The following is a 16,705-nucleotide window of genomic DNA, read 5'->3' on the forward strand; positions in this document are numbered from 1 at the left end:
TGAAAATATCGAAACAGGCTAAGTGGGGTCTTGGATTGTTATTTGGGGTTGTAGCTTGGGCACTTTTATTCATCTACGTCATTAGTCCATTAATTGCAATGTTTAACGGGGAATAATAATCCCTTATATTGTAATAAACACTACAGACTTGTCTTGGGAAATTGTGTTATTGCATTTCATAAGCGGTTTTGGTAGGATGTGCAATGGTAGAATTGAGGGAATGTGACAATGCTAGTACGGTATAAAAAGGCGCTAGAGAAAATCGCAATGGGCTTATTATCTTTTATGCCTCAAGAAAAAGATGTCAAGCGCCTAATGGAAACAATTCAGCAGTATGAACAATTAGATCATTGGATGCTTTATTTATGGAAAAAGGACGAAGAATATGTGGGGATTGTTGGGGTTTTAGCTGAAGAAACAGTTGCAACGATTCAACATATTACGGTCATTCCATCGTATCGTGGAGAAGGTGTAGCACTTGGTATGCTACAAGAACTTCACGATTTAGAAATGTTTACGCATATTCAGCCGAATGAAGAAACAGCACCTTTTTTACAAAAATGCATACCAATCATAAAAGAAGCTGAGTGTAACTAGCACTCAGCTTCTTTTCTTTTTTTTGCTATTTTTTGTGCACGTGCTTCAAGTATGTCGGAGCGGTCACGCAGCATATGCTTATGAAGAAGAAAATGCGCATCCTCCTTCGCCAATGTCGCGATCTTTTCTGCAATCATTCGTTCAAACGCTTCATCGAGTAATGGAAGTGTGAAAGATTGAAAAGGCTCACCTTGTTTGATTTGTGAAATAGATTGTGAGATTCGCTGTTCTAATAATAAGAAATGGAACGGGTGCAAGAAGGCTGATGCTTTATTTGTTATTAGATTTTTTTGCGCTTTTAGTAAAATTTTTGTAGCACCATTTAAGTTATGACGGCGCCAGTGATACATGCCGGTTGCCAATTGGACAAGTCCAACGAGTACATGTTCTTTATCGCCAGGGGCAATGTCTTTCCAATATTCTTCTAATACTTCATGACATTCAAAATAATCGTGATTACCGTTAAAATATGTACAATAATCAACAAACAATGGGTGCATATATGGCAAATGAATCACCTTTCCTCTATACTATTGATGAGCTATTTTAGTGGATTCGAAAGTACAAGCTTTCAAGGAAATCCACAAAGATACGATGACAACTCGCGCTATTTGTGCGTGAATTGTATTTTTAATGAAAATGACAGGTGGCATACAGATGAGCTATGAAGTAAAACTAGAAGCATTTACAGGTCCACTCGATTTATTATTACATTTAATTCACCGATTGGAAATTGATATATACGATATCCCAATGGCTGAGCTCACAGCACAATACATTGAACATATACATGCTATGCAGGAATTAGAATTAAATGAAGCAAGTGAATACTTAGTGATGGCGGCGACGTTACTTGCGATTAAAAGTCGTATGTTGCTACCCATTCATGAAGGTGAAATCGAAGAGACGGACTTTATAGAAGATGGTCCTGACCCTCGTGAAGAGCTTGTATCACGCTTAATCGAGTATAAAAAGTATAAGGAAGCAGCGTCTACCTTACAAACATTAGAAGAACAACGTGCACAAGTGTATACTCGTCCACCAGCAGATCTTTCAGAATACACTCCGACTGAATCATCTATACTATTTGAAACAGATGTCAATGTGTATGACATGTTATCAGCGTTTCAAAAACTAATACGTCGTAAGCAATTAAAAAAACCATTAACCACGCGTGTGGCGAGACAAGAAATTTCTATTAAGGATCATATGTTTGCGGTCGTGAATCGGTTGAAGGTAAGCGGTGGTCGTATGACATTTATGCAATTATTCCCGTATGAGGATAAACAAACATTAATCGTCACGTTTTTATCATTACTTGAATTGATGAAACGCCAAGTCGTTTTTGTAGAGCAATCCAATAATTTCGAAGAACTAACCGTATTACTACAAAAGGAGGAAATTGGCGATGGACTCGAAGAACTTGATGAGTAGAATTGAAGCATTATTATTTGTTGCGGGAGATGATGGTATAACAGCGCGCCAACTTGCACAATATTTAGAAGTAGAGGTGATGGATATTGAAGCAGGATTAAGTGAGCTTGAGACGAAATATAATGAAGCAGAAGAGCATGGGATTACGATTAAACAACTTGCAGGTACATACCAATTGACGACAAAGCAGTCGGTTGCGGAAACACTTCAAAAACTTGTGGAAAACCCAACGAGTCAAGTGTTAACAACAGCCTCTCTGGAAGTACTTGCAATTATAGCATATAAGCAGCCAATTACACGTGCAGAAGTGGAAGATTTACGCGGAGTGAAGAGTGAACGTCCCATTCAAACGCTCGTATCAAAAGCACTCGTGCAAGAAGTAGGGCGTGCGGAAGGAACAGGACGGGCTATTCTTTACGGTACGACAAAGGAGTTTTTAAACTACTTTGGCTTGAAAAATATTTCGGAGCTACCCCCTCTACCAACGGAGGAATCAGAAGAAGAGGAAACGACGGATTTATTTATGACGAAATTCCAAGAAGCATTTAACGAATAAAATAAGGAGCGGTAAGTTGAAAAAACTTTTGTTTTTTTTATTCTTGTTGTTTGTGCCAGTCAGTGTAGAAGCAGCGTCTAGTTATGCTGTAGTGGATGCGGAAACGGGACGAGTGTTGATGGGAGAAGCAGAAAATGATCGGTTCCCAATTGCCAGTTTGACAAAAATGTGGACAGCCCTTGTGGCAATTGAAGAAGGACATTTAGAGGATATGGTCACAGTGTCCAAGCGAGCCGTTTATAGCGAAGGGTCCTCGATTTATTTAGAAGAGGGGCAACAAATCCCGTTAGAAGAATTACTGTACGGTTTAATGCTACGTTCAGGGAATGATGCAGCGACAGCCATTGCTGAACATGTGGGTGGTTCCGAAGAAGGTTTTGTGAAACTGATGAATGATAAAGCAGTATTACATGGTTTAAGTGGTACGACGTTTACCAATCCATCAGGGCTCCACCATGAGGAACATTTGGCGACAGCTGCTGATACGGCGAGGATGCTACAAATCGCTATGAAAAATGAGACGTTCCGTAAAATTGCCTCAACGGTTATATATAAAGGCAGTAAAACGACGTGGCAAAATAAGCATAAATTATTATCGCAAAACATTGGTGCGGTTGCAGGGAAAACGGGTTATACGAAAGTAGCAGGTCGTACACTGGCTACCTATTTTGAACGTGGTGACAAAGCGTTTGTCGTTGTGACGATCAATGAATCAAACGATTGGGAAACGCACAGATTTATCGCCGATGCGATTGATCAACGTTACGAATCGTATACACTTGTAGAAAAAGGGGAATATCTTATTCCGAATGCGACGATTGCAATTGAGAAACCAATTACACTGTTACTTACCGCACAAGAGCGTGGCCATATTGAGCATATGCTGATCGCACAGCGTGACTATAAAAGAGCGATATGGCACGTTAAATTAAACGATGATATCCTGTTTTCAACAAGAGTGTCGATTAAAGAAGACAAGGGATAACGGGATGACAGTTATTTAAAACAATAATGAATCATCCCTGTACAAGTAAACTTACTGAATTTTTAACTTCAAACTATATAGAAATAGATAGAAGGAGGCAAAGTCGAGTTTTGGGCTTTGTCTTTTTCTTTAGTGAAATTTTGGTAAATGAATGGTGAAAGCTATTTCTCTTTATGTTTCCGTCAAAATGTGACATAATTTTCAACAGATTATAGGGAACAAATTAGTCTAGTCCCACGTCTAACGTGTGGCGTAAAAATCAATGAGGTGAACTTATGGAAAGACTACAAAAAGTCATTGCGTACGCAGGTATTGCGTCTCGTCGTAAAGCAGAACAATTAATTACAGAAGGGAAGGTTAAAGTAAACGGCAAGGTTGTGCGTGAGCTTGGAACAAAAGTTTCCAATTCAGACACAATTGAAGTAGAAGGTGTAAAGCTTGAAAAAGAAGATAAAGTATACTTCCTACTTTATAAACCAAAAGGCTATATTTCTGCAGTAACGGACGATAAAGGACGTAAAACGGTCGTGGATATTTTGAAAAAACGCGTACCAGAGCGCGTTTTCCCAGTTGGACGTTTAGATTATGATACGACAGGCTTGTTATTATTAACAAATGATGGAGAGTTTTCATATCAGTTAACACATCCTAAATTCAAAATCGATAAAACGTACATTGCACGTGTAAAAGGTGTACCGACGATTGAAGGGTTAAAAAAATTACAGCGCGGCATTAAGCTAGAAGATGGGAAAACAGCTCCTGCGAAAGTAAGCATGACTTCATTTGACGAAAAAGCGGGCAAGGCAATCTGTGAAATTACTATCCATGAAGGTCGTAATCGTCAAGTACGCCGTATGTTCGAAGCGATTGGTACGCCAGTTGTGAAATTAAAACGTGAGCAATTCGCCTTTTTAACATTAGGTGATTTAAATCCAGGGGAATACCGTCCACTGACAAAGCAAGAGGTGAAATGGTTACGTGTACTAGCTGAAACAGGACATGTAGATTTACACTAAACAGTTAGTGGAAACGTTCATAAATCCTTCAAAAACCGAAGAAGGCGTCTACGCTTTCTTTGGTATAATGGATGAGGGTTAAAGTCTCTGGCGGATGCCATTACGCCGAGGCGTAATCGATTAGGGAGGAATTGCGAAAATGGACAAGAAGCAAAAGCGTTCCATGACACGAGGGATTATTTTAGCCCTATTAGCAATAGCTATTGGCTATACAGTTTATGCATCAGTAACAAAGGACAAAGTAGACGTACTACAAAGGGGCATGGATGCGCCTGACTTTGAAGTAATGGATTTAGAAGGCAATGTCCATCGCTTATCGGATTATAAAGGACAAGGTGTCGTTTTAAACTTCTGGGGCACATGGTGTGAGCCGTGTAAGCGTGAATTTCCTGCAATTGAACGACAATATAAAGCTTTTGAAGAGCAAGGTGTCCATGTGTTAGCTTTGAATATTGCGCAGTCTAACTTAGAAGTGAAAAACTATGTTAAGAACATGGGTATGACATTCCCTGTAGCAATTGATAAGACGAAAAGTGTCATGACAGCTTATAACGTGACAATATTACCAGCGACGATTTTAATTAATTCGGACGGCAAGGTAGAGCAAATTATTACGGGAGAGATGTCGGAGTCGCAAATCGTGGCTCATATGGAATCGATAAAACCGGAATAGGAGTTTTACGACATGGAAAAGGAAAAAATAAGGTGTGAATGTGGCCACGAAAATCCTATCGGTACGAAACTCTGCGCGGTATGTGGACGCGCATTAACCGAAGAAGAGCAGCAAAAGAAACTTGCGGATATGCGTTACGATGGGATTGCCATTCGTTCAAAAACATATAACAAATCGATTATTGATAAAATTTGGAACTTTTTCTCGAGCGTAAAGGTCGGGATTGCGTTAATTATTACCAATTTAATTGCTGCTTCCATTGGTACGATTTTACCCCAAGAGTTTTATATTAATGCAGCGACAGAAGAAGCGAAGAAGATTTATTATACAGACCTGTACGGTACGTTTGGAACAATTTATTATAATTTAGGCTTATCGGATGTTTATTCTTCATGGTGGTTCCAAATTTTAGTAGCGATGCTCGGTGTATCAATTATTATCGCGAGTATTGATCGCGGTGTGCCTCTACATAAGTCCCTTAAAAATCAGCGTGTGAAACGCCATGCGAACTTTATGAAGCGTCAGCGTGTCATTGCAGAAGGGAAACCAACTGTAGCACAAGCCAATACGCTTGAATTAGCAGAACAAAAGTTAAAAGGGCTTCGTTATAATGTGCGCCGAGAAGGAAATGCATTAATGGCGGAGAAAAATCGTTTGTCGCGTTACGGTCCTTATATTAATCACTTAGGGTTAATCATTTTCTTAGTTGGCGTGATGTTGCGTCTAGTACCAGGCTTCCACGTCGATGAATCGATTTGGGTGGCAGAAGGAGAATTACGTGCTGTGCCTGGAATGGATGGATATTTCATCTATAATGAAGACTTCATTTTAGAAACACATGAGGGGCAAGCACAAGGAGAACAACTGAAACAAGGTGTCAACGTTGTGGCGAAAAACTTCCAGACAGATGCCATTCTGTATAAGCAAGCAGAAGGTTCATTGCCAGGACAAATTGATAATTTAGAAGAAGTAAAATCATATGAAATCCGTGTCAATCATCCGTTAAAGCATGAGGGATATGCGTTTTATCAAATGGACTACAGCTTAAATGAATTACATAAAATGCGATTTGCTTTAACGAATAAAGCAACGGAAGAATCACTAGGAGACATTGTCATTGATTTAACAAATCCTGACACAGTCTATGAAATCGATGCCAATACAAAAGTAGAAATACTTTCATATGTACCGGATTTTGATGGCTTTAAAGATGGTGAACCGCAAACAGCTTCCCCATCACCGAACAACCCGGCGTTTATTTTCCGTATGTATACACCAGAAACACCAGAAGGGGAAACAAGTTTTGTTGCGATTAAAAATACATTAGAGCCACTTGGTGAAAATGCATACAAGATGAGTTTCCAAAACATCGAAACACGCGATAAAACAGGTTTAACGATTCGTAAAGATAGTACGATTCCCATTTTATTTGTCGGTGGTTTTATCTTTATGCTCGGTGTAGTGATTGGCTCGTACTGGGCACATCGCCGTGTCTGGATTGAAGAGCTTGAAGATGGCACAATCCGTCTTGCTGCACATACAAACAAAAACTGGTTTGGTATTAAGAAAGAGTTAGATGCCTTAACGGAGTTTGCGCATCTGCCAGCATATGCGGATCAGGTGGATTTAGAGAAAGAGAAGGAAAAAGAAAAGGAAGGTGACAACACCTTATGAGTTTAATCGAGGTGAGTGATAAGCTCTTATATGTAGCGTTTATGTGTTACTTAATTGCAACATTTTTATTTGGTGGTGCAATTAAGCCAGCGAAAGCAAATGTGCCAAAGCGTGCTGGGAAATGGGGTACATTAGCGATTGCGATTACGATTATTGGTTTCTTATCGCATTTAGGTTACTTTATTACACGTTGGATGTACACAGGTCACGCACCTGTAAGTAATATGTTTGAATTTACAACAGCATTCGGCATGTTCTTAGTATTTTCATTTATTATTATTTATTCCATGTATAAAGTATCGGCGTTGGGAGTTGTAGCATTACCGATTGCTATTTTAATTATCGGTTATGCAGCGATGTTCCCATCAGAAACAAGTCCGCTTGTACCATCATTACAATCTGACTTTTTAGCCGTTCACGTTATTACAGCAGCGCTTGGTCAATCGATTTTAGCTATTTCTGCTGTTGCAGGGATTCTTTACTTATTAAAAGCTGTTGATGTATCGAAAAAATCAAAAGAGCGCGTTTGGTTAGAAGCGGTTATGTATGTTTGTGTGATTGTGGTTGGTTTCGTGATCGCATCGGTAACATTTAATGCAATGGGTGTTGAAAGAACATACCAATTTGTCAATAATGAAGGTGCTGTCACGACTGAAACGTACAATATGCCAACATTATTTATGTTTGAAGATGCTGTGCAAGTAGAGAAAAATGCGGATGGTCAGTACGTTGAAACAACTGAACAAAATTTAGGCTTCATTCAATTACCACCGTTATTTGATTCACGTCAATTTACAATTGTGTCATGGTCTATTTTATTCGGCTCAGTCCTTTATGGATTACTCCGTTTAATTGGTCGCCGTAGCATTACAAGTATGGTGCAGCCGCTTGTGAAACGTGTCGATTTAACACTAGTTGATGAAATTGGTTACCGCTCGGTGTTAATCGGTTTCCCTGTCTTCACACTTGGTGCATTAATTTTTGCGATGATGTGGGCACAAATTGCATGGGGACGCTATTGGGGCTGGGACCCAAAAGAAGTATGGGCTCTAATTACATGGTTATTTTATGCAGCTTTCCTTCACCTGCGCCTGTCTAAAGGTTGGGAAGGTAAAAAATCTGCCTGGTTAGCGATTGTTGGTTTTGTTATCGTTATGTTTAACCTTGTAGCTGTTAACTTAATCATTGCTGGTCTACACTCTTATGCATAATGCAGCGTAAATAAAGGACAAGGAGCCGCGTTTGCTGCTCCTTTTCTTTTCATTTCCTACCTGAAATTGTACAATAGAGAATAGAGAAAGATTGAAAGGGGATTCATACTAGTGTCTGAAAATATTTCTGTATTAGTGGTAGATGACGAAGATCGTATTCGCCGCCTATTAAAAATGTATCTTGAACGTGAAGGGTATACAGTAGATGAGGCGGAAAATGGAGAAGAAGCAATCGAAAAAGTATTCGAAAATGACTATCATTGTATTCTTTTAGATATTATGATGCCGGAAAAAGACGGCTTACAAGTTTGTGAAGAAATTCGTGAAAAGAAAACAACACCAATTATTTTATTAACAGCAAAAGGTGAGGAAGCAAACCGTGTACAAGGCTTCGAGCTTGGCGCGGATGATTATATTGTGAAACCGTTCAGCCCACGTGAAGTCGTGTTACGTGTCAAGGCGATTTTACGTCGTTCGGCTGCATTTTCGCCGGTATCAAATGCAACGACGTCAAAAGATTTAGTGGTGTTCCCACATCTTACAATTGACCATGATGCACACCGCGTAACAGCGGAAGGGACAGAAGTCAATTTAACGCCGAAAGAGTATGAGTTACTATACTTCCTAGCGAAATCTCCTGATAAAGTATTTGACCGTGAACAATTACTAAAAGAGGTTTGGCACTATGACTTCTTCGGTGACTTACGTACAGTAGACACGCATGTAAAGCGTTTACGTGAAAAGTTAAACCGCGTCTCTGAAAATGCGGCGAAAATGATCGTAACCGTTTGGGGTGTCGGCTATAAATTCGAGGTCGTGAATGAATAGAATATGGAATAGTATTGTCGGGAAGCTATGGGTAACCATATTGCTTCTCGTTTCATTTGTCCTTTTTATTTTCACGGTATTTATGCTGGAGTTTTTAGAGAATTATCATAATGAGCAAGCGGAAAGTTCGCTGCAACAAACCGCATCTGCCATTGCCAGTATCGTAGATGAGCATGGGGCTGGGCAATCACCAACGCAAATTATTAAAGATATACTCGATTATCATACAAATGCATTAATTGTGAACCCTCCTGGTAAAATTGAGTCTGCCATTCAAGAAGGGATTAATCAAGAAAAAATTCAGCATGCGATTTTAGAAAATGAAGCGTTTCAACACATTTATGAAACAGATGACCCGATTTTAAAGGAAATTATTTTGCCATCACAAACAGAAGAAGAGAAAATGGAGTCGTATGTTGTGCTGGGCTTTCCGTTAAAATCAGAAGATGAGTTGCATGGGGCAGTCTTTATTTATCAAAATCCTGCAGCGATGCATGAAACGAGTCAGCAAACAACAAAGCTAGTCTTTATTGCGGCATTCATTGCCTTTTTATTAACAACATTTTTTGCCTTTTTCTTATCAAGTCGTATTACGTATCCACTTCGCCAAATGCGAGAGCATGCATTTCAATTATCAAAAGGGCGATTTGATTCACAAGTGCCAACGAAACAAAATGGTGATGAAATCGGTCAACTTGCTGTCGCATTTAATCAAATGGGGCGTCAGTTAAAGCATCATTTGGAAGTGATTAATCAAGAAAAAGAGCAATTATCGAGCATTTTGACATCGATGACGGATGCTGTCATTACATTTAATCGGGATCGTACCATTTTAGTTAGTAACCCACCTGCAGAAAAGCTACTACAAAAGTGGTTTATTAGTAAAGGGAGCCAAAGTGCACGACCAATCCCAGCTGAAATTTATCATATGCTCGATCATGTGCTTGATTTGGAGGATAAGATTGAGGAAGATCTCGAAATGGTTGGCTCTTACTATAGCATTACGATTTCGCCTTTATATAGCGGAGAGTCTATTCGGGGTGCGGTGGCGGTGATACGAGATAAAACAGACCAGCATCGCTTAGAAAAGTTACGCTCAGACTTTATCGCTAATGTATCGCATGAATTGCGTACACCGATTGCGATGCTCCAAGGCTACTCTGAAGCAATTTTAGATGACGTTGTGCAGTCGGAAGAAGAGCGCAATGAAATGATTCGCGTTATTTATGATGAATCGAAGCGGATGGGACGTCTTGTGACCGATTTACTTGACCTTGCTCGTATGGAATCGGGACATTTGCGCTTATATAAAGAGGAAGTACCAATCGTAGTAGTACTCGAACGCATGACGCAAAAGTTTATGCAAGTTGCAAAAGAAAAACACATTCATTTACAGTTTGCTTCAGAGCTACCAGAGGATGTGCTCATTTCATTAGATGAAGATCGCATTGAGCAAGTATTAACGAATTTAATTGATAATGCGATTCGTCATACACCAGCAGAGGGAACGGTAACCGTAGCACTCACAAATGAATTATCGTACGCGAAAATTTCAGTAAGTGATACAGGGATAGGTATACCAAAAGACGATCTTCCTTATGTATTTGAACGTTTCTATAAAGCAGATAAGGCGCGTACTCGCTCAAAAGGTGGTACAGGTCTTGGGCTTGCCATTACACGAAATATTGTAGAAGCGCACGGAGGAAATATAAAAGTGGAGAGTGTCGAAAAGCAAGGGACAGTATTTACGTTTTATTTACCGATGTAATATAGTAAAAGGTAGGGTATTGTTTATATCCTATCTTTTTTATTGGCGAGAGATCGGGTATTTGGATGACGAGCCATTTGAAACTTTCATAATTTACATACGACTAATTCTATAAGAACGGGGGTGGGATGGATGAAGGAATCCATTTTCCATCAATTGTATGATAAATATCACCAAGATGTCTTTCAATTTTTAATATACTTAGTCAAAAATAGGACAGTAGCAGAAGATTTATCGCATGAAGTATATGTGCGTGTGTTAAAAGCATATGAGCGTTTTGAAGGCAAAAGTTCTGAAAAGACATGGCTATTTTCGATTGCTAAAAATGTCGCAATCGATTATTTTAGGAATGCTAATGTACGGAATCGCCATACATTTGATGCATTTGATTGGGAACAAGAACAGCTGATTTCTCCGGTCAAATCGCCCGAGCAATTTATTGAGTTAGATGATGAGATGAATCGTTTACTTGAGGTGTTAGAACTGTGCACGGGTGATCAAAAAATGGTGATTGTGATGCGGTATTTTCAAGAGCTTTCCATCGCTGAAACAGCTGGTATTTTAGGGTGGACGGAAGGAAAAGTAAAAACAACACAGCATCGGGCCATTAAAACGCTGCGCGAAAAAATGATTCAACAAGAAAAGGAGGCGAATTCGATATGAAGGATGAAAAATGGGGCGAGCAAGAAATCGAAAAGTTATTATCGCAAGCACCAAAAATTCAAGATAATCGTTCGAAAGAAGACGTCTTCGCAAAATTAAAAGAAGCAGGAGCTTTTGAAGAAGAAGTACCTGTACAAAAAGTCATAAAGAAAAAACGAAGCTTGTTTGGTATATATGGATTAACAGCTGCTTTATTGTTATTCGCATTTGGTGGTGTGTATTATATATCCGGTAATAAGTCGCAAGATGACACGGCCTCTACTTCAATGGAGAATGCAGATATGGCAACAAAAGAAGCTGAAGCTGAAGGAGAAATGACGAGCGGAAGCCCGATGATGATCCGGAATTTTGTGCTTGAAGATATGCGTACAGCTGTTTATCCGGAACAGTTAGAAAGTAGTAAAGCTTTTTATATCGGTTTAGCGGGTGATGATGCAGAAAGTGTCCCTGTTACAATCATTATTCCAAATGAGCAACTAATAGAGGATTTCGGCACGGATTCCCCTTCACAAGTGGCGATGTATCAGAAGTATGCAGCGCTAATTGACGAACAAGCGGCGGGTTTCAATGACTATCATCCGGTGAAAGGAATCGTGGAAGAGCAAGGGTTAACAGTTGTGCATACATTACCACAAAACCATGGCTATGATACCGCTTCTGGTACGATGTCTATGTATATCGGGATGCTTGTCGATACATTTGGGAAAAGTTATGAAACGGTGGAAATCTTAAATGAGGAAGGTTCCGCAATGACGTTTAGTGAAGTAGGGGAGCCGAGTGAACCACTACTATTAACTGAGAAGAAACATTATAGTTACTTTATCGATGAACAGGCAGGGGGCATTTACTTATCGCCAAATTTCCGTCAAGCATTCGATACGGTAACAGAAGCATTGTATTTTATGAAAACGGAGAATAATGATATATATCAATCGGTCATTTTACCAGGTGTGGACTATACCGTAACGGAAGAGGATGTTGTGACGGTTACATTTACGCAACGGTTAGATTTAGAAGCATTTGATCCGCAACAGGTAATGTATATGATAGAGGCTGTGTTACTAACTGCATCGAGCTTCGATAAGCAAGTGCGTTTTGAGAACGTTATGCAGACGGAGTGGCAAGAATTTAATTTTGCGCAAGTGTTACCAATGCCGGTAGGTGCAAACAAATTATCGATAGAATTCCTACAGAAATAGTGGGGGGAATGGAAGTAAAGTAGATAAAGTGCTTTACAATTTTAGAATATCCCCTATAATGATAGGTGTAAGACAATTTTATATTTGATTCATCTTCGGGGCAGGGTGTAATTCCCGACCGGCGGTAATAGAAGGCGCGATTTCTGACCATTTTGGAGGATATTGCAGTAGCACTTCTTCAGCCCGCGAGCCACTTTTTAGTGTGCAGGATTTGGTGAAATTCCAAAGCCGACAGTATAGTCTGGATGGGAGAAGGTGAAGGTACGGTCGTTATTTGAAAAAATATCGTCTATTTTTGTATACCGAAAAAGCTATGGGAACTAGCTTTATTTGTGATACAAAAAATGATATGATAACACCTGTTTCAGTGTGCCTTATTCTCCCTTACGTTCATGTTACGTAAGGGTTTTTTCATGGAGACGACCGAAATACCTTTCTTCTTGCGAGATGGAATCAGCAAAGGAGAAGATTTCTATGACAAAACAAAACAAAAAGTTACGCTCGTTCGTAACAATTGCAATGTTAAGTAGCATTTCTTTCGTATTAATGTTATTTAACTTTCCTCTACCATGGTTCCCAGCATTTTTACAAATTGACTTCAGTGATGTACCGGCATTAATCGCGGTTATTACGATGGGGCCTGTTGCAGGTATTTTAGTAGAGTTAGTAAAAAATATTTTGGATTGGATTTTCTCGGGTGCACCAACAGGCGTGCCGGTGGGGCATATGGCAAACTTTGCGACGGGTGTGTTATTTATTTTACCTGTTTACTATATTTATAAAAAATTCACGACATCAAAAGGTTTGATGGTAGGCTTAATCGCCGGAACTGTCTCCATGTCGTTAGGGATGGCGTTGCTAAATTATGTGGCGTTCTTACCGATGTATGCATACTTCTTGAACTTCCATTTAGAATCGTATGAAACGATTGTAAAAGGGATTTTACCGTTTAACTTAGTAAAAGGTGTGTTGTTAATTGTCATTATTACAGTGTTATTCCGTACGATGAAGACATGGATCTCTAAACAACGCTTACAATATTTATCGTAAAATAGACGCAGTCACGTTCGTGGCTGCGTTTTTGTGTTTTAATCGTTGTGAGTTTTAACTCGGGATAAATTCCTTCCATGCTATGTAGTTCTATTGTATCGTTGGTATGGAATAATGAATGAGAGAAGGAGTAATGAATATGTGGATTGATATTACGGTGCCATTACATAAAAATATGCCTATTTGGCCAGGGGATACACCATTTTCATATAAACAGGATGTGACGTTAACGGAGGACGGGGCGAATGTCGGGCAAATTACGATGAGCTTACACGCAGGGACACATGTAGATGCGCCGTACCATTATGATGATTTTGGGAAGGCGATTGATGCGTTGCCGCTAGAGTTGTTTATAGGCGCTGTGAAAATGGTGGATGTTATAGGAGTAAAGTGCATTCAGCTAGAACATGTGGAGAACCTGGAGCTACATAACGTGGAGCGTGTGTTTTTTAAAACGAAAGTGGTGCATGATTTATATCATTTTGATGACGGTTTTACAACAATTGCTCCAGAGGTGATTCGCTTTCTTGCAAATCAAGGTGTGCGTGTTGTTGGGACCGATGCGCCGTCAGTTGATGCATTAGACGATGTGAGCTTAGTTGCACATCATACGTGTAAACAAGTAGGTATTTATATTATTGAAAATTTGTTTTTAAAAGATGTTGATGCGGGTATGTATGAGTTTATCGGTTTACCGCTTGCGATTCAAGGAGGAGATGCGTCGCCTATACGTGCTGTTGTACGGAAAATGGAATAGTGAAGGAAAGCCTGCAGCTTAAGTGGATTACTTGAGCTGTATTTTTTGTGGGAAATTAAGCAGTCCTAAAAATTGGTTCGCGTTATTTTACTACGGGTTGTATTTTAATCTGAACTTGCGATAAAATTAATCGAAACTTTGAATGTTAAGTTTTATAACATAATATTGATAAAATACATAACATAATGTAAAGTGGAGTTAGAAAAGGGAGGGGATGATGATGAGTCGAGAGTTTCGAAGGGCGATGCCGTTACTCCCTATAAGCATGGTTATGCAATTAACGGAGCTAACCGCAAGACAAATCCGCTATTATGAAGAACATGAATTAATAACCCCGGCGAGGTCTGAAGGGAATCGACGTATGTTTTCGTTGGATGATATCGATGCATTATTGGAAATTCGAGAACTGCTTGACCAGGGAATTAATATGGCGGGGGTCAAAAAAGTATTTGATATGCGAGATGTGAAGGATGTTAGAAAAAGTGACGCAACTTCGATTTCGGATGCAGAGCTTCGTACCATTTTACGAGAAGAAATGTTGCAGGCACAACGTATGCAAAAGTCTTCGCTACGTCAAGGCGACCTATCGCGTTTCTTCCATCTTAAAAATGAATAATAAAAAAGTAAAATAGGAGAGTGAATGAGTATGTTTAATACAGTTGCGAATTCAACGAGTAAGTATACAAAAGAGAAGATTAAAGAAATTGTGAAGGACAAAAATGTAAAGTTTATTCGTCTCCAATTTACAGATATTTTAGGGACGATTAAAAATGTTGAAATCCCAGTAAGTCAATTAGATAAAGCATTAGACAATAAAATGATGTTTGATGGTTCTTCCATCGAAGGTTTTGTACGTATTGAAGAATCAGATATGTACCTTCGTCCCGATTTAGATACATTCATGATTTTTCCATGGACAGCAGAAAAGGGAAAGGTAGCTCGATTAATTTGTGATATTGCTCGTCCGGATGGCACGCCTTTTGAAGGAGATCCGCGTTCGAACTTAAAGCGTATGTTAAAACAAATGGAAGAGTTAGGGTTTACAGGCTTTAACTTAGGACCAGAGCCAGAATTCTTCTTATTCAAGTTAGATGAAAAAGGGAACCCGACATTAGATTTAAATGATGATGGCGGATATTTCGACTTAGCGCCAACAGACCTTGGAGAAAATTGCCGTCGCGATATCGTATTAGAACTGGAAGAAATGGGCTTTGAAGTGGAGGCTTCTCACCATGAAGTAGCGCCTGGTCAGCACGAAATTGATTTCAAATATGCAAATGCGATAGAGGCATGTGATAATATCCAAACGTTCAAGCTTGTCGTAAAAACAGTAGCGCGTAAACATGGTTTACATGCAACATTTATGGCGAAACCGCTATTTGGGGTAAATGGTTCAGGCATGCACTTTAACTTATCGTTATTCCAAGGAGAGAAAAATGCATTTTGGGATGAAGGGACGGACTTACAATTATCGAAGACGGCTCGTCATTTCTTAGCAGGTGTACTAAAGCACGTGCAAGGCTTTACAGCGGTAACAAACCCGACTGTGAACTCATATAAACGTCTAGTACCAGGGTATGAAGCGCCTTGTTACGTAGCGTGGTCTCCGAAAAACCGTTCGCCACTCGTACGTATTCCCGCATCTCGTGGGTTATCGACACGTATTGAGCTGCGTTCGGTAGATCCATCGGCAAACCCGTATTTAGCAATGGCCGTCATTTTAGCGGCTGGTTTAGATGGCATAAAAAATGAATTAGAGCCACCAGCACCGGTAGATCGCAATATTTACGTGATGAATGCAGAAGAGCGTAAGCAATATGGCATTGATAATTTACCCGCTTCACTTGACGCAGCATTAAAAGAACTCGAGAAAAATGACATCATTAAAGCAGCACTGGGTGGGCATATTTATGAAAACTTTAAAGAAGCAAAAGAAGTAGAGTTCGATATGTTCCGTACAACGGTCCACCAATGGGAACGCGACCAATATATGAAGATGTACTGAAAAAAGGCATCGGAGTAATCATGGAGGGCGCTGAAAAACTTATAAATTTTCAAAGATTATAGTAATTCATTCTGATTTTCTCGATTGTATAAATAGTAAAAGTCGATTTATCTCAAGATTTTTGATGTAAATCGACTTTTTCAGTGGCTTCCCTTTTAATATAGGTCGATTTTTGGTAGGCAGCGAATCCAAAGTGTTGAAATAGACCACCAATTGTCGTGAAATTACATGGAGCTGCTTTTGCGATTGAAGGAAATGTTGCATTAAACCATTCCCTACTTGTAGCATC

Annotated in this window: 17 protein-coding genes and 1 riboswitch; of the genes, 16 read left to right on the forward strand and 1 reads right to left on the reverse strand. The window is 39.5% G+C overall.

The window, feature by feature from the left end; translation table 11 throughout:
- Positions 1-228: 228 nt before the first annotated feature.
- Positions 229-597 carry a GNAT family N-acetyltransferase gene (locus ACQQ2I_RS05805; RefSeq protein WP_431029618.1) on the forward strand — a complete coding sequence of 123 codons (369 nt, stop codon included), beginning with the start codon at positions 229-231 and terminating at the stop codon, positions 595-597.
- Here ACQQ2I_RS05805 and ACQQ2I_RS05810 read toward each other — a convergent pair.
- Positions 594-1,115 (reverse strand): DUF309 domain-containing protein, encoded by a 522-nt coding sequence (locus tag ACQQ2I_RS05810; protein ID WP_431029619.1) that lies wholly within the window; start codon positions 1,113-1,115, stop codon positions 594-596. The genes ACQQ2I_RS05805 and ACQQ2I_RS05810 overlap by 4 nt on opposite strands.
- 139 nt (positions 1,116-1,254) lie before the next feature.
- Between ACQQ2I_RS05810 and ACQQ2I_RS05815 the strand changes: the two genes are divergently transcribed.
- From ACQQ2I_RS05815 to glnA, 15 genes are all read left to right on the forward strand, one after another.
- The gene (locus ACQQ2I_RS05815; protein ID WP_431029620.1) at positions 1,255-2,031 is read left to right on the forward strand and encodes a segregation/condensation protein A; all 777 of its coding nucleotides are present in this window, start codon (positions 1,255-1,257) and stop codon (positions 2,029-2,031) included.
- Positions 2,006-2,587, forward strand: coding sequence for an SMC-Scp complex subunit ScpB (scpB, locus tag ACQQ2I_RS05820; protein ID WP_431029621.1), 582 nt, complete (start codon positions 2,006-2,008; stop codon positions 2,585-2,587). Before ACQQ2I_RS05815 ends, scpB begins: the two co-directional genes overlap by 26 nt.
- Before the next feature lie 16 nt (positions 2,588-2,603).
- On the forward strand, positions 2,604-3,572 hold the full coding sequence (locus tag ACQQ2I_RS05825) for a D-alanyl-D-alanine carboxypeptidase family protein (RefSeq protein WP_431029622.1): 969 nt from the start codon (positions 2,604-2,606) through the stop codon (positions 3,570-3,572).
- Between the two features lie 275 nt (positions 3,573-3,847).
- On the forward strand, positions 3,848-4,588 hold the full coding sequence (locus tag ACQQ2I_RS05830; RefSeq protein WP_431029623.1) for a pseudouridine synthase: 741 nt from the start codon (positions 3,848-3,850) through the stop codon (positions 4,586-4,588).
- Positions 4,589-4,727: 139 nt separating this feature from the next.
- A complete protein-coding gene (gene resA, locus ACQQ2I_RS05835; RefSeq protein ID WP_431029624.1) occupies positions 4,728-5,261 on the forward strand; it encodes a thiol-disulfide oxidoreductase ResA in 534 nt (177 codons plus the stop codon).
- A gap of 12 nt (positions 5,262-5,273) precedes the next feature.
- Positions 5,274-6,935 (forward strand): cytochrome c biogenesis protein ResB, encoded by a 1,662-nt coding sequence (resB, locus tag ACQQ2I_RS05840; protein WP_431029625.1) that lies wholly within the window; start codon positions 5,274-5,276, stop codon positions 6,933-6,935.
- Complete coding sequence (gene ccsB / locus ACQQ2I_RS05845; RefSeq protein WP_431029626.1) at positions 6,932-8,146, forward strand: c-type cytochrome biogenesis protein CcsB; 1,215 nt, start codon at positions 6,932-6,934, stop codon at positions 8,144-8,146. Before resB ends, ccsB begins: the two co-directional genes overlap by 4 nt.
- Before the next feature lie 111 nt (positions 8,147-8,257).
- Entirely contained in the window at positions 8,258-8,974 is a 717-nt protein-coding gene (locus ACQQ2I_RS05850; protein ID WP_431029627.1) for a response regulator transcription factor, read from the forward strand.
- Positions 8,967-10,742 carry an ATP-binding protein gene (locus ACQQ2I_RS05855; protein WP_431029628.1) on the forward strand — a complete coding sequence of 592 codons (1,776 nt, stop codon included), beginning with the start codon at positions 8,967-8,969 and terminating at the stop codon, positions 10,740-10,742. The genes ACQQ2I_RS05850 and ACQQ2I_RS05855 overlap by 8 nt, the downstream gene beginning before the upstream one ends.
- Positions 10,743-10,853: 111 nt before the next feature.
- Entirely contained in the window at positions 10,854-11,405 is a 552-nt protein-coding gene (locus tag ACQQ2I_RS05860) for an RNA polymerase sigma factor SigX (RefSeq protein ID WP_431030460.1), read from the forward strand.
- On the forward strand, positions 11,402-12,604 hold the full coding sequence (locus ACQQ2I_RS05865; RefSeq protein ID WP_431029630.1) for a hypothetical protein: 1,203 nt from the start codon (positions 11,402-11,404) through the stop codon (positions 12,602-12,604). Before ACQQ2I_RS05860 ends, ACQQ2I_RS05865 begins: the two co-directional genes overlap by 4 nt.
- A gap of 87 nt (positions 12,605-12,691) precedes the next feature.
- Positions 12,692-12,865, forward strand: a riboswitch (FMN riboswitch).
- Between the two features lie 213 nt (positions 12,866-13,078).
- Complete coding sequence (locus ACQQ2I_RS05870; RefSeq protein WP_431029631.1) at positions 13,079-13,654, forward strand: ECF transporter S component; 576 nt, start codon at positions 13,079-13,081, stop codon at positions 13,652-13,654.
- A 139-nt stretch (positions 13,655-13,793) separates the two neighbouring features.
- Positions 13,794-14,411, forward strand: coding sequence for a cyclase family protein (locus ACQQ2I_RS05875; RefSeq protein ID WP_431029632.1), 618 nt, complete (start codon positions 13,794-13,796; stop codon positions 14,409-14,411).
- 220 nt (positions 14,412-14,631) lie between these two features.
- The gene (locus ACQQ2I_RS05880; protein WP_431029633.1) at positions 14,632-15,027 is read left to right on the forward strand and encodes a MerR family transcriptional regulator; all 396 of its coding nucleotides are present in this window, start codon (positions 14,632-14,634) and stop codon (positions 15,025-15,027) included.
- A 30-nt stretch (positions 15,028-15,057) separates the two neighbouring features.
- Entirely contained in the window at positions 15,058-16,416 is a 1,359-nt protein-coding gene (gene glnA / locus ACQQ2I_RS05885; protein ID WP_431029634.1) for a type I glutamate--ammonia ligase, read from the forward strand.
- The last annotated feature ends 289 nt before the right edge of the window (positions 16,417-16,705 follow it).

This window comes from Lysinibacillus sp. LZ02, assembly GCF_050613145.1.
GTDB lineage: Bacteria > Bacillota > Bacilli > Bacillales_A > Planococcaceae > Lysinibacillus_B.

Bases quoted from the DNA above. Each gene is read 5' to 3' on its own strand.
- ACQQ2I_RS05805 (WP_431029618.1), top strand. From the start codon at position 229: ATGCTAGTACGGTATAAAAAGGCGCTAGAGAAAATCGCAATGGGCTTA.
- ACQQ2I_RS05870 (WP_431029631.1), top strand. From the start codon at position 13,079: ATGACAAAACAAAACAAAAAGTTACGCTCGTTCGTAACAATTGCAATG.
- resA (WP_431029624.1), top strand. From the start codon at position 4,728: ATGGACAAGAAGCAAAAGCGTTCCATGACACGAGGGATTATTTTAGCC.
- ccsB (WP_431029626.1), top strand. From the start codon at position 6,932: ATGAGTTTAATCGAGGTGAGTGATAAGCTCTTATATGTAGCGTTTATG.
- ACQQ2I_RS05880 (WP_431029633.1), top strand. From the start codon at position 14,632: ATGAGTCGAGAGTTTCGAAGGGCGATGCCGTTACTCCCTATAAGCATG.
- resB (WP_431029625.1), top strand. From the start codon at position 5,274: ATGGAAAAGGAAAAAATAAGGTGTGAATGTGGCCACGAAAATCCTATC.
- glnA (WP_431029634.1), top strand. From the start codon at position 15,058: ATGTTTAATACAGTTGCGAATTCAACGAGTAAGTATACAAAAGAGAAG.
- ACQQ2I_RS05865 (WP_431029630.1), top strand. From the start codon at position 11,402: ATGAAGGATGAAAAATGGGGCGAGCAAGAAATCGAAAAGTTATTATCG.
- ACQQ2I_RS05815 (WP_431029620.1), top strand. From the start codon at position 1,255: ATGAGCTATGAAGTAAAACTAGAAGCATTTACAGGTCCACTCGATTTA.
- ACQQ2I_RS05875 (WP_431029632.1), top strand. From the start codon at position 13,794: ATGTGGATTGATATTACGGTGCCATTACATAAAAATATGCCTATTTGG.
- ACQQ2I_RS05855 (WP_431029628.1), top strand. From the start codon at position 8,967: ATGAATAGAATATGGAATAGTATTGTCGGGAAGCTATGGGTAACCATA.
- ACQQ2I_RS05830 (WP_431029623.1), top strand. From the start codon at position 3,848: ATGGAAAGACTACAAAAAGTCATTGCGTACGCAGGTATTGCGTCTCGT.
- scpB (WP_431029621.1), top strand. From the start codon at position 2,006: ATGGACTCGAAGAACTTGATGAGTAGAATTGAAGCATTATTATTTGTT.